Source organism: Streptomyces sp. E11-3, assembly GCF_046540415.1.
Taxonomy (GTDB): domain Bacteria; phylum Actinomycetota; class Actinomycetes; order Streptomycetales; family Streptomycetaceae; genus Streptomyces.
The window spans coordinates 280,955-292,830 of record NZ_JAZGRL010000003.1; the positions used below are offsets into that span (position 1 = coordinate 280,955).

The window sequence follows — 11,876 nt, forward strand, 5'->3', positions numbered from 1 at the left end:
GCGGCGCTCGCGCGTTCTTGTACGGGGAGGTGGCAGGCAAGGTGATGGAGCAGCTGACGCAGCACGATCCGCGGCGGATCGGGCCGTTCGAGGTCCTGGGCCGGCTCGGTGCCGGCGGCATGGGTCTGGTCTATCTCGCGCGCTCGGCGTCCGGCCGACGCGTGGCGATCAAGACGGTCAGGACCGAGCTCGCCGAGGACCAGCTGTTCCGCGTCCGCTTCACCCGCGAGGTGGAGGCGGCCAGGGCCGTCTCCGGCTTCTACACCGCCGCCGTGGTGGACGCCGACCCGCGCGCCGCGGTGCCCTGGCTGGCCACCGCGTACGTCCCCGCGCCCTCGCTCGAGGAGATAGTGAACGAGTGCGGGCCGCTCCCGGCCGAGGCGGTGCGCTGGCTGGCGGCCGGGATCGCCGAGGCGCTGCAGTCCATCCACGGCGCCGGCCTGGTACACCGCGACCTCAAGCCGTCCAATGTGCTGGTCGTCGAGGACGGGCCGCGCGTCATCGACTTCGGCATCGCGTCCGGCGTCTCCAACACCCGGCTGACCATGACCAACGTGGCCGTCGGCACGCCCGCGTACATGTCGCCCGAGCAGGCGAAGGACTCCCGTAGCGTCACCGGCGCCAGCGATGTCTTCTCGCTCGGCTCGACCCTCGTCTTCGCGGCGACCGGGCATGCGCCCTTCCATGGCGCCAACCCCGTCGAGACCGTGTTCATGCTGCTGCGTGAGGGCCCCGACCTGGAGGGGCTGCCGCCGGAGCTGCGGCCGCTCATCGAGGACGTCATGCACATGGAAGCGACGATGCGGCCCAGCCCCGCGGATCTGCAGGCCCAGCTCGCGCCGCATCTGTTCGCCTCCGGCTCCGACGACAGCGGTACGGCGTCGGCGTGGCTGCCCGAGCGCTCGGTGGCGATGATCGAGGCGCGCCGGGGCGGACGGCCGAAGGTCAGCGCGGCCGGTGGCGGCGGTGCGGGCGCGTCGGCGCGTGGCGGTGGTGGTGCCGGGCGCGGGCCCGGCGCCGTGCTGCCGCCCCCGCCGCAGTACACGCCTCCGGCGCCCCCCGCGCACGCCCCCGATGACTGGGACGCGGCCTGGCGCGGCGGTCCCGCACCGCTGGCCCAGCCCGCCGCTCCCGACGCGGGTCCGGTGCGGCTGCCGGGTGCCGCGGTGCCGATCGGCCCCGGACCGCGTGTGTCCGACGCGCGGGAGGCCGCGGTCAAGGCCGCCGTGCCCGACGGCGGGCTCGTCGACTCCTGGTCGAGCGCGTCGAAGGCCGCGGTGAACGGCGCGGACTCCGCACTGCCGGGACCCGTCGGGCCGCCCGCCGCGCCGCCCCCCGCGCCTGACGGCGCGCCGTGGCGGCCCTGGCGGTTCCGGATGTCCAACGACGTGTGGGGAACCCCGTACGTCGCCGGTGACCAGGTCTATGTGACCTCCTTCGAGGTACACGCCCTGGACGTGGCCACCGGGCGGCGGCGCTTCAAGACACGGGACGTCGCCTGGTCGATGGCCGTCACCGACGGACGTATCCACGCGTCCGACGGCCCCTCGCTGTACGCGCTCGACGCCAAGGACGGCTCCGACCTGTGGCGGGTCCAGACCGCCGCCTGGGTCTACTCGCTCCAGGCCGACCGGGGCACCATCGTCACCGGCACCCGCGGCGGCGGCGTACAGGCCTACGAAGCGGTCAACGGCGAGAAACTGTGGGAGCTCACCGGCGCCCAGACCGACTTCGAGACGCCGCAGGCGGGGCCGGTCATACAGGACGGCACGGTCTACGTCTGGCAGGACGCGAGACTGCGCGCCCTGGAGGCCCGTACGGGCGTCGAGCGCTGGTCGTACCCCGTCGGGGACGCGGCGTCCTGCGGCGGTGCGCCGGTCCGGCTCACGCAGGCCGAGGACGGCTATGTGTACGTGGTGGCGGGGACGAGAGCGCTGGCCATCGATGTGGCCGCGGGGCATGTCCGCTGGCACTTCGAGGCCCCGGCCGTCTTCCTTTCGCCGCCCGCGTTCGCCCCTGGTCCCTCGGTGACCGGCGGCGGTGTGTACCTCGCGGACTACCTGGGCACGGTCTACGCGCTCGACGCCACCGACGGCCGGGACCGCTGGCGGATCGCCACCGAGGCCCGCTCGTCGATCGAGCCGGTGCTGGTCACGGGCGGTCATGTGCACGTCGGCAGCGGCAACGGCCTCTACACGCTGGACGCCGTCACCGGCACCCCGAAGTGGCGCTTCCAGGCGGGCGGCGAGGTGATCGGCGCCCCGGTCGCCGCCGAGGGCCGTATCCACTTCGGCTCCGCCGACCACTGCCTCTACACGCTGGACGCGGACGGCGGGCAGCTCCGCTGGAAGCTGGCCACCGGTGGCGAGATCACCGGGTCCCCGGTGGCGCAGGCGGGTGTGGTGTACGCCTGCAGCAAGGACCGGTGCGTGTACGCGCTGGACGCGGTGAAGGGCACGGGCACGGCGCGCTGAGCGCGGTGGGTGCGGTGCGACGGCCGTCGTACCAGACACGGAAGGGACTCCGGACGGCGGCCGTCGGTCACGACGCTACGCCGGGTGGGTGGGGCCCGCCAGGCGGGGAAGTGCCTGCGCCGGGCATCACGGCCTGTCGTACCGCGACCGTGATGCCCCAGGAAGGACCCCGATGACCGCGCAGCACATCGATCCCAGCGAGCCGATCGTCCCCAGACCTGAGCGGACCCCCGCGGCGCTGCGGGTCGCGCTGGCGCGGTTGGCGCCCCACCGGCTGGCCGAGATGGAGCGGCAGAAGGACGAAGCCGTCGCGCTGGCAGCGCAGACGGGCTCACTCGGGCCGATCACGCAGTTCCTGGAGTCCTGGGCGGTCGCCGTCGAGATCGCCCGCATGCCCGCGGCCGCCGCGCGCCTTCGTACCGCTGAGTACACGGCGCAGACGGCAGAGCGGGACGACTCCGCCTGGCGAGCGGCCATGGACGCGATCAAGGACATCCACACGGCTGCTCGGGCGGCGCTTGCCGATGGGTAGCTGGCGCTGGGAGTACGGCCCCGACGAAGCGCACGTCATAGGCGGCGCGACGCCCGCACCCGCCGCCTTCGTCGCGGAGGTGGAGCAGCGCGCCCGTGAGATCGTCCGGGCGGCCGAGGCCCTACACCTCGACGGCACGGCCTACCAGGGAGCGGGCGAAGGCGTACAGACCGCGTTCGTTCCCGGCGGCATGTTCCTGTACCTGACGGTGCCACGGCACGAGTGCGTGGACGTCCTGCAGGTCAGCGCCTGGCCCACCTGATCCCCGGAGCGCTCGACCACCCCGCGGGCCCTCGGCTCAGCGCACCCTGAAGCCCGCCCGCCGGGCCCCGAAGAGGTCCGCCTGCCGCTCCGGGGGCAGATTGCCGAGCGCGATGAGGTGCGGCGCGTGCGTGAGGGCCTGTGCGCGCGCCGCCTCCTTCGCGGCCCAGACGGCCCGGACGGTGCCCTGCACGGCCTCGGTCGGGTACGAGGCGATGGTGCGCGCGCAGGCGACGGCCGCGTCCCGTGCCCGGCCCGGCGCGGTGAGCTCGGAGACCAGGCCCGTCTCGTACGCCCGCTGGGCCGAGACCCGTTCGGCCGTACCCATCAGCGCCATCCGCGCCACCTCACCGAACGGCATCCGCTGGGCCATGAAGACGGACTCGTACGCGCTGACCATCCCGTAGGTCGTGTGCGGGTCGAAGAAGGTCGCGTCGTCGGCGGCGACGACGAACTCCGCCTCGCCGAGCAGATAGAAGGCGCCGCCGCACGCCATGCCGTTCACGGCGGCGATCACGGGCTTGAACAGGTCGCCCGCCTTGGGTCCGATCGTGAGCAGCGGATCGTCGATCGTGTACGGGGACGAGGGCTGCGGCACCTCGACGGAGCGGTCGATTCCGGTGCAGAAGGCCTGGTCACCCGCCCCGGTGACGACGATCGCGCGCACCGTGTCGTCGAAGCGGAACCGCCGCCAGGTGGCAGCGAGTTCGGCGGCCGTCGCCAGGTCGATGGCGTTGTGTTTCGCCGGGCGGTCGAGGGTGACGACCGCGACCCCGGTCTCCTTGTCGGTCTCGGTACGCAGCGTGGCCATGCCGCTCACCGGTCCCGGTCCAGGACCCAGCGCGGTACGGAGATCCCGCCGAGGTCGCTGAAGACGACCTGGACGCGGGCGCCGATCCGCAGCCGGTCGCCGGGCACGGAGTTGAGCGGCGCCTCGGGGCCGGTGACGAGGTTGCCGACCAGGCGGATACGGGGCGCGTCGGCGAGCTCGACGACGATCGCGTTGTACGGGGCCTGCTCGGCGTAGGCGGGGAGCAGCGGCGGGTGCGCGACGACGTACGACCAGATGCGGCCCTTGCCGCTCATCGCGCGCCACTCGCTGTCGAAGGACTGGCAGCGCGGACAGCAGGGGCGGGGCGGGAAGCGTAGTTCGCCGCAGTCCGGGGCGGCGCAGGCCTGGACGCGTAGCTCGCCGCGGGCGGTGTACTCCCAGAAGGGGGCGCCGTCGTCGTCGGGGACGGGCAGCAGGAGACCGTCGGGCGGCAGCGGTCCGTCGGGCGGCAGCGGCCCGTTGTCAGTGGTGGCCTTCATAGTGGAGGGCATGAGCGATCAACTCCTCAGCAGGACGGCCGAAGTGGGTACGCCCTCGCCCGCGGTGACCAGGCAGGTGGCGGCGTCGGGTATCTGCGCGGTGCTGGTGCCGCGCAGTTGCTTCACGCCCTCGGTGATGAGGTTGAAGCCGTGGACGTACGCCTCGCTGAGTCCGCCGCCGCCGGTGTTGAGGGGCAGCCGTCCGCCGATCTCCAGGGCGCCGCCCTCGGTGAAGGCCGCGCCCTCGCCGCGGCCGCAGAAGCCGTAGCCCTCCAAGGACAGCGGGATCAGCGGGGTGAAGGCGTCGTAGATCTGGGCCACATCGACGTCCTGGGGGCCGAAGTCGGCCTGCTTCCACAGGTGTCGGGCCGCCGTCCAGGCCGGTCCCGAGAGCGGGTCGTCGTTCCAGTAGTTGACCATGCCGTGGTGCTGGGACGGCAGCCCCTGGGCGACGGAGTGCAGGTAGACGGGCTTGTGGCGGCAGTCGCGGGCCCGCTCGGCGGACACGATGACGCAGGCCAGGGCCCCGTCGGTCTCCAGGCAGTTGTCGAAGAGGCAGAGCGGCTCGCTGATCCAGCGCGCCGTCATATACATCTCGCGGGTGAGGGGGCGTTCGTACATCATCGCGGCCGGGTTCTGGTTGGCCCGGTTGCGGCAGGCCAGCGCGACATTGAAGAGGTGGTCCCGAGTGGCTCCGTACTCGTGCATATAGCGGCGGGCCAGCATGCCGATCTCGTCCGCGGGGCGCAGCAGTCCGAACGGCCTGGTCCACTGGGCGGGCGTGGGCAGCTGAGCGGCGGTGTTCTTCCAGGGGCGCGGCCCGCTGCCGCGCTTACGCGACCGCCAGGCGACGCCCACGCTCGCCTGCCCGGTGGCGATCGCCGCGGCCAGGTGCGCGAGGGTCGCGCAGGAACCGCCGCCGCCGTAGCCGACCTTGCTGAAGAAGGTCACCTCACCTGCGCCGATCGCCTTGGCGATCTCGACCTCGTCGGTCTCCTCCATGGTGTACGAGGCGAAGGCGTCCACCTCGGACGGAGCGATTCCGGCATCGTCGAGCGCGCCGACGATCGCCTTGCAGGCCAGGGCTTTCTCGGACTCCGGTAGGTGTTTGGCAAAGGGGGTCTGGCCGATGCCGACAATCGCTGTAGCGTCCTTGAGCCCCGCCGCCGTCATCGCCGCCATCGCCCGCCTCCGCGATCAACTCGCCTGCGTCACTGCTGACAGCGGGGAAGGCTACAGCTAATCTGACGGATAGTCAGCTACTGGGCCGGCGATCGAGTCGGCCACTGAGTGGTCTACTGCGGTGGGAGGGCTTGCGATGCGTGCGACGCCTGCGATGCGCGGCGACCTGGAGTGGGGCAGCATCCCGAAGCTGGTGCGCTCGGCGGCACAGCGGTACGGCGAACGGGAGGCGGTGGTCGACGGCCGCACCCGGATCTCGTACGCCGAACTGGGCGAGCGGGTGGAACGGGCCGCCGCGGCCTGTATCGCGAGCGGCGTACGGACCGGCGACCGGGTCGCGGTCTGGGCGCCCAACACCCTGGACTGGATCGTCTCGGCGCTCGGCGCGGTCTCCGCGGGCGCGGTCCTGGTGCCGCTGAACACCCGCTTCAAGGGCACCGAGGCGGCGTACGTCCTGGCCCGCTCCCGCGCGAAGCTGCTCTTCGTCACCGGCACTTTCCTCGGCACGTCGTATGTCGCGTCCCTGCGGCGCGCGACGACGGAGGGAAGCGGCACAGGTCCACTCCCCGGCCTCCCGCACCTGGAGCAGGTCGTGGTCCTCGCGGAGGACGCCCCGGAGAACTTCCGTACCTGGAAGGACTTCCTGGCCGACGGCGAGAGGGTGAGCGCCGCCGAGGTGCGTGACCGCTCCACCGAGATCGACGCGTCATCCCCCTCCGACATCATCTTCACCTCAGGCACCACGGGCCGCCCCAAGGGCGCGGTCATCACCCACGCCCAGACCCTGCGCTGCTACGACGTGTGGAGCGAACTGGCGGGCCTGCGCGAAGGTGACCGGTATCTGATCGTCAACCCGTTCTTCCACACCTTCGGCTACAAGGCGGGCATCGTCGCCTGCCTGATGCGCGGCGCGACGATGGTCCCGCAGCCCGTGTTCAACGTCGACACCGTCCTGGCCAACATCGCCGCCGAACGCATCTCGGTCCTGCCGGGCCCGCCCACCCTGCACCAGTCCCTCCTCGACCACCCGGCCCGCAGCAAACACGACCTCTCGGCGCTCCGACTGGTGGTCACCGGCGCCGCGGTCGTCCCCCTCCGCCTCGTCGAACGACTGCGCTCGGAGCTCCGCATCGCCACCGTACTGACGGCCTACGGCCTGTCCGAGGCGAGCGGCATCGTCACCATGTGCCGCAGAGGCGACGAGCCGACCGTCATCGCCGCCACCTCGGGCCGCGCCATCCCCGACACCGAGGTACGGGTGACGGACGGTTCAGGGCAGCCGCTGCCCCCCGGCCAGCCGGGCGAGGTACTGGTCCGCGGCCACCACGTGATGCGCGGCTACTTCGAGGACCCCCAGGAGACCAAGAAGGCCATCACCGCCGACGGGTGGCTGCGCACGGGCGACGTGGGCGTACTCGACGAGGCGGGCAACCTGCGCATCACCGACCGGATCAAGGACATGTTCATCGTCGGCGGCTTCAACGCCTACCCCGCCGAGATAGAGCAACTCCTCGGCCTGCACCCCGACATCGCGGACGTCGCGGTCATCGGAGTCCCCGACCCGCGCCTCGGCGAGGTCGGCAAGGCGTACGCGGTACGCCGCCGTGGCTCGACCCTGACAGCGGACGACCTGATCGCCTGGTCCCGCCGCGAGATGGCCAACTACAAGGTCCCGCGGGAGGTCGAGTTCGTGACCGAGCTCCCGCGGAACGCGAGCGGGAAGGTGCTGAAGCGGGAGCTGAGGGTCCACTGACCGGTTTGTCTGGACTTACCGGAACCTGGTTGGGAGGATGGTCGGTATGAGCGCCCAGCCCGCTGAATCGGCCATCCCCGCCGACTACCCGAGCCTCCGCGCCTTCGCCGACGACATCGCCGCAGCGGCGGAGCGGCGCGGCGAGCGCGCACGTGTACAGATCGCGAACCATGAGGTCACCGTCACGATGATGTCCCCGAGCACTCCTCACCGTCTCATCGTGAACGAGCTGATCCTTCAGATCGCGGGTCAGGACCCGACCGTCCGCCCGATGAACGACACCAATGTGGAGCACCCCGCCGTCGGCATCCTCAAGGTCCCGGACCTGTTCGTCGTTCCCAAGGACACCATGGACGACCAGCCCGAGGACGGCGTCGACGCCACCACGGTCCTCCTGGTCGTTGAGGTCGTCTCGAAGACGAACCCCGGCAACGACCACATCACCAAGCTCCGCGACTACCCACGCATGGGTATCCCCGTCTACGTGATCATCGACCCCCGGGACGGCACGATCACCGTCCACGAGGAGTCGACCACGGTCAGCGGCCAGGCCCGGTACGCCGACACTCCGCGCCCCTACAAGTTCGGTGACACAGCCGTCCCCATGGGGCGCTGGACCATCGACACCAGCGGATTCCGCCGCTACAAGGCGGCCTGACGGCGTCGCCGCACGGGGCTCACCACAGGGGGTCGATCAGCTCGACGGAGCGCCGTGCCGCGGTGAGCGCGGTGGTGTCGGCCACATCCACCGCCGTGTCCGTGAACTTGATGGCGTGGTCGTCGCCGTGCGCGGCGGCCGCCTCGAAGATCTCATCGGCGGTGAGCGACGCCCCCGCCGGGGAGTACGCCACGCCCTCCGCGGGCCGGTAGGCCGCGGTGACCGCCGCGGCCGCCGTCCAGGCCGCCGCCAGCGAGGCGGGCCACAGCTCGCGGGGGAGTGCGGGCAGGGTGCGCAGTACGGCGTTGGGCGCGGTCGCGGAGTGCACCAGCATGACCGGCTCGCCGTGCCCGTGGGTTGCGTACCGGTGGACGGCGGCGGTGACCAGTTCCTGGAGAGCGTCCCGCGCGGCGTCGGGGTCCGTGGTCGCGACCGCGGACCAGTCGGGGAAGGCGGAGAGCTGCGCGAACCGGTTCCAGATGCCGGGACGCTGCTCCGGAATGGCCTCCACCGCCTCCAGCGCGGCCGCTGCGTCCGGCACCGGCGCCAGGGACTTCACTTCCGGCAGCAGCCGGTGCCGGGCCGCCCAGTACCCGAGGCTGTAGGCGAGTTCGGTGAGCCGCGGGCCGTCGTCCCCGGCGTCGCCGCTCTGCAGGGTGCGTACCGCGTGCCCCACGCGGATCACCGAGTGCGTGGAGCTCGCCGCGATGCCCGGCAGCAGCCTGGGCCACCACTCGGCCAGCACCTCCTGCCAGGCCCGCCCCTCACCGATCTCGCGCTCGAAGTAGGTGATCCAGTCCGCGACGCGTCGCGGATCGCCCAGTGCCTCGGACCAGTTGGCCGCGGTCACCGGGTCCACCTGCTCGGGCAGCTCCTCCAGCTTCGTGCTGTAGCGGTCCAGCCACCGGTGCACGGAGGCCGCCTGCCCATGCCGTACGAGCGCCTCGACGGCCATCGGCCCGTGGTTGCTCAGACCCTCGTTGTACTCGGGCCCCAGGGTGTGCAGCCGCTGCAGTGCTTCGTCGAGGATGCCGGTCGTGTCGTTGTCCGTCGTGTTGGTGCGCTTGTCGCCGTCCATGATCGGAATGCTAGACGCGAGCCCGCGCCCGCGTAACGGGCTACGGCCCTAGGACTTGAGTCGCAACTCGACCCAGGGGACGCTCTCGCCCGGCAGCACATAGCGCTCGAACTCGACGAACCCGCGCGCCTGGGCGAACCGCAGCCCCGCCGTGTTGGACTCCAGGACGACGGTCTCGACCACCCGCGCGCCAAGCTCTCTCGCCCGCTCCATCCCGTGCGCGTAGAGCTGCTCCCCGAACCCCTGCCCCCGGTGCGCGGGCAGCACCCGCGCGATCACGGTGGCCGTGGCCGTGTCACCAGTAGGCGGCCGTACGGTCGTACAGCCCACAAGCGCATCGCCGAGGTAGGCAACGTCCAGGTGGTAGCGCCGATCACGCTCCCGCACGTCCTCAAGCGACATGGCGGCAGGCGGCACGATCACGTTGTGGACGTGCCGCCAGTCCTCAAGCATGGCGTCGCCGGTGGGCGCTTCGATACGGAGCCGATGATCAGTCATCCCCGTACCCAACCCGTGGGCGGCAACGGCCGTCAACACAATTCGGGGCCCGGCCCCACCGGAGACCGGACCCTGACGCACGCTCAATCCACCGGCGCGGGGCACTTCACGGTCGGGTTCCACTCGGCGAACAGGCCGCTGGGGTTGTGCTTGTGGAGCCAGACGTGCAGGTCGTAGTGGATCGGCATGCCGGGCCCATGGCCCTCCATCGGCCCGGCGAACTCCTGCCCGAAGAGCGTCGGCCGGTCGTCGTCCGTCGCGAGGTCCTGGTCGTCGTCGACGACGAGGTACTCGACCCCGACCAGCCGCCGCTTGCCGTGCTTGTCGTCCTCGTACAGCAGCGCCGCGGGCTTGGCCGGGTCGAGGGAGTCGATGTGGTCCAGGTTGATGTAGTGGTAGCCCATGCCACCCTCGGGCGACGCCGCGCACTCGTCGGTGCGCATATACCCGTCCTTGATGGCCTTCTTCTCCGAGTGGTACTTCGTCGTCGCCTTGTACGCCTTGGACAGCTGGGCGTGCACCTTGTCGTGGGCGTCAGGGACAGGCGCCGGGGCGGCACCCAGCGCCATCGAGGCGAGGGCGGTGAGGCCGATGGCGGCTATCAGCGGTCGCGGTCGTGAGGACATTGCTCTGCTCCTAGGGGAAGCGCGGATGGCGCGGACTGTGGGCGGGTCCCTCCCCGGCCCACCGGAAGCAGTCTGTGACGCATGCGTGACACTCCGCACCCGGAGCGGCTCATTGGGCTTACGCCCCAGGCGGGTGAAACCCGTGACTGAGGGTGTGCGGGCGGCTGCGGCTGGCGGTATGGTCGATGGTATGGCAACCAAGAAGTACACGGTCACGCTGCCGGAGGAGCTGGCGGAGGAGATCCGCAGTGAGGTCGGCTCGGGGAACTTCAGTGCGTATGTCACGCACGCCATAGAGCGGCAGCGGGAGCAGGATCGGCTCGGTGAGCTCGTCGTGTGGATGCTGGAGGAAGGCGGGCCGCTGACCGAGGCGGAGAAAGCGGCGGCTGAAGCGGAGCGCCGTGAGAACGAGCGGTGGTTCGCGGAACGCGCGGCGACGGAAGTCCAGGATCAGTCGGCGACGGAGCCCCCGGGCCGCCAGGCGGCTGGCTGATGGGCGATCTCTGCTACGTGCTGGACTGCGAGGCCCTGTCACGGGCGGTGTCGCGCGAACGCGTGATGTCCGGTCGCCTCAGTGACGCTCATCAGGCGGGCATCCGTGTCGTGACGAGCTCCATGACCCTGATCGAGGCCTACCACCACAAGTTCCGCCGTCCGGCTTGGAACTGGGCGATGTCCCGGATCATCGTGGAGCCGGTCACGCGGGACGTGGCCGAGGCGGGGATCGCACTGCTGGCGGAGGCCGGGCTGCACGGCCACAAGTACGCGATCGACGCGGCGCTTGCGGTGATCGCGGGGCGGCAAACAGGGAACGTGGTGCTTTACACGTCAGACGAAGACGACATGCGGCAGCTGTGTGGGGCAGGGGTGCTGGTCAGGAGGCTGTGAGGCGATCGATCTGACGCGGCACAGGAATGGGGGCCGAGCGAGAGGTCCGGTCCCCATGCCTCGCTGCCGGCGGATCAGGGGATGTGGTTGTCGAGCGGCGCGACAGGGATGTGGTTGTCAGCCATGGCCGGGGCGGCCGTGCCGACCGCAGTGGCGACCGCGATGGCAAGCGTGACGAAGGCCTTCTTGGTGCGGGCCATTCCAACTCCTGTTGAGGAGGGGCTTCCTGGCCCACAGGGGCGCTTGCGGCATTGGCCCGAACCTCCTGCGGACATGCGTCGGGCGCGGGGGGGCCCCCCCCCCGCCCCCCCCCCCCCCCCCCCCCCCCCCCCCCCCGACCCCCGTCGGTGTTGGTCTCTGGATGCCTGGTTACGGCATGTGGTTGTCCTGCGGCTTCAGGATCGGGTCGTCCGTCTTCGGCTCGCTGGGCAGCTGGTTGTCCTGCGTGGTGATGTCCACGGGCTCGCTGGGCATGTGGTTGTCCTGCGTCGTGACATCCGTGGGCTTCTGCGTCTTCGTCTTCTTCTGCTCGCTCATGGTGTGAGCTCCCCTGTTGAGTGGTGAATCGAGGTGGGAACGCCCGTCCGGCAACTCCCCCGAGGGCCGCCGGACGGG

Annotated in this window: 15 protein-coding genes; 7 read left to right on the top strand and 8 right to left on the bottom strand. The window is 71.3% G+C overall.

The annotated features are described in order from the left end of the window. The first annotated feature begins 41 nt into the window (after positions 1–41). The 3 genes from U9R90_RS30865 to U9R90_RS30875 all read left to right on the top strand — a co-directional run bounded on the left by U9R90_RS30865 (position 42) and on the right by U9R90_RS30875 (position 3,268). On the top strand, positions 42–2,474 hold the full coding sequence (locus U9R90_RS30865) for a PQQ-binding-like beta-propeller repeat protein (protein ID WP_411060961.1): 2,433 nt from the start codon (positions 42–44) through the stop codon (positions 2,472–2,474). 172 nt (positions 2,475–2,646) lie between these two features. Then, complete coding sequence (locus U9R90_RS30870; protein WP_411060200.1) at positions 2,647–3,006, top strand: DUF6247 family protein; 360 nt, start codon at positions 2,647–2,649, stop codon at positions 3,004–3,006. After that, the gene (locus U9R90_RS30875) at positions 2,999–3,268 is read left to right on the top strand and encodes a hypothetical protein (protein ID WP_411060202.1); all 270 of its coding nucleotides are present in this window, start codon (positions 2,999–3,001) and stop codon (positions 3,266–3,268) included. Before U9R90_RS30870 ends, U9R90_RS30875 begins: the two co-directional genes overlap by 8 nt. 36 nt (positions 3,269–3,304) lie before the next feature. On the opposite strand, the gene U9R90_RS30880 is transcribed toward U9R90_RS30875, so the two are convergent. Genes U9R90_RS30880 through U9R90_RS30890 form a run of 3 tightly spaced genes read right to left on the bottom strand, consistent with a single transcriptional unit; the run spans position 3,305 to position 5,760 of the window. Beyond that, a complete protein-coding gene (locus U9R90_RS30880; RefSeq protein ID WP_411060204.1) occupies positions 3,305–4,078 on the bottom strand; it encodes an enoyl-CoA hydratase/isomerase family protein in 774 nt (257 codons plus the stop codon). Positions 4,079–4,083: 5 nt separating this feature from the next. Further along, on the bottom strand, positions 4,084–4,578 hold the full coding sequence (locus U9R90_RS30885; RefSeq protein ID WP_411060963.1) for a Zn-ribbon domain-containing OB-fold protein: 495 nt from the start codon (positions 4,576–4,578) through the stop codon (positions 4,084–4,086). An 18-nt stretch (positions 4,579–4,596) separates the two neighbouring features. Next, complete coding sequence (locus U9R90_RS30890) at positions 4,597–5,760, bottom strand: lipid-transfer protein (RefSeq protein ID WP_411060206.1); 1,164 nt, start codon at positions 5,758–5,760, stop codon at positions 4,597–4,599. A gap of 154 nt (positions 5,761–5,914) precedes the next feature. Here U9R90_RS30890 and U9R90_RS30895 point away from each other — a divergent pair, with 154 nt between their 5' ends. Both U9R90_RS30895 and U9R90_RS30900 read left to right on the top strand, forming a co-directional pair. Further along, complete coding sequence (locus U9R90_RS30895) at positions 5,915–7,513, top strand: FadD3 family acyl-CoA ligase (RefSeq protein ID WP_411060964.1); 1,599 nt, start codon at positions 5,915–5,917, stop codon at positions 7,511–7,513. A 46-nt stretch (positions 7,514–7,559) separates the two neighbouring features. Next, entirely contained in the window at positions 7,560–8,171 is a 612-nt protein-coding gene (locus tag U9R90_RS30900) for a Uma2 family endonuclease (protein ID WP_411060208.1), read from the top strand. 19 nt (positions 8,172–8,190) lie between these two features. Here U9R90_RS30900 and U9R90_RS30905 read toward each other — a convergent pair whose 3' ends face one another. From U9R90_RS30905 to U9R90_RS30915, 3 genes are all read right to left on the bottom strand, one after another. Continuing rightward, positions 8,191–9,249: a questin oxidase family protein gene (locus tag U9R90_RS30905; RefSeq protein WP_411060210.1), complete on the bottom strand. Its 1,059-nt coding sequence runs from the start codon at positions 9,247–9,249 to the stop codon at positions 8,191–8,193. A 48-nt stretch (positions 9,250–9,297) separates the two neighbouring features. Then, positions 9,298–9,747: a GNAT family N-acetyltransferase gene (locus U9R90_RS30910; protein ID WP_411060212.1), complete on the bottom strand. Its 450-nt coding sequence runs from the start codon at positions 9,745–9,747 to the stop codon at positions 9,298–9,300. An 83-nt stretch (positions 9,748–9,830) separates the two neighbouring features. Further along, positions 9,831–10,373: a hypothetical protein gene (locus U9R90_RS30915; protein WP_411060214.1), complete on the bottom strand. Its 543-nt coding sequence runs from the start codon at positions 10,371–10,373 to the stop codon at positions 9,831–9,833. Positions 10,374–10,563: 190 nt separating this feature from the next. On the opposite strand from U9R90_RS30915, the gene U9R90_RS30920 reads away from it, so the two are divergent. Further along, positions 10,564–10,866 (top strand): hypothetical protein, encoded by a 303-nt coding sequence (locus tag U9R90_RS30920; RefSeq protein ID WP_411060216.1) that lies wholly within the window; start codon positions 10,564–10,566, stop codon positions 10,864–10,866. Next, the gene (locus tag U9R90_RS30925; RefSeq protein ID WP_411060218.1) at positions 10,866–11,261 is read left to right on the top strand and encodes a hypothetical protein; all 396 of its coding nucleotides are present in this window, start codon (positions 10,866–10,868) and stop codon (positions 11,259–11,261) included. The genes U9R90_RS30920 and U9R90_RS30925 overlap by 1 nt, the downstream gene beginning before the upstream one ends. A gap of 74 nt (positions 11,262–11,335) precedes the next feature. On the opposite strand, the gene U9R90_RS30930 is transcribed toward U9R90_RS30925, so the two are convergent. After that, entirely contained in the window at positions 11,336–11,461 is a 126-nt protein-coding gene (locus tag U9R90_RS30930; protein WP_411060220.1) for a hypothetical protein, read from the bottom strand. A gap of 169 nt (positions 11,462–11,630) precedes the next feature. Beyond that, positions 11,631–11,798, bottom strand: a complete 168-nt coding sequence (locus tag U9R90_RS30935; RefSeq protein ID WP_411060222.1) for a hypothetical protein — start codon at positions 11,796–11,798, stop codon at positions 11,631–11,633. Positions 11,799–11,876 lie beyond the last annotated feature (78 nt).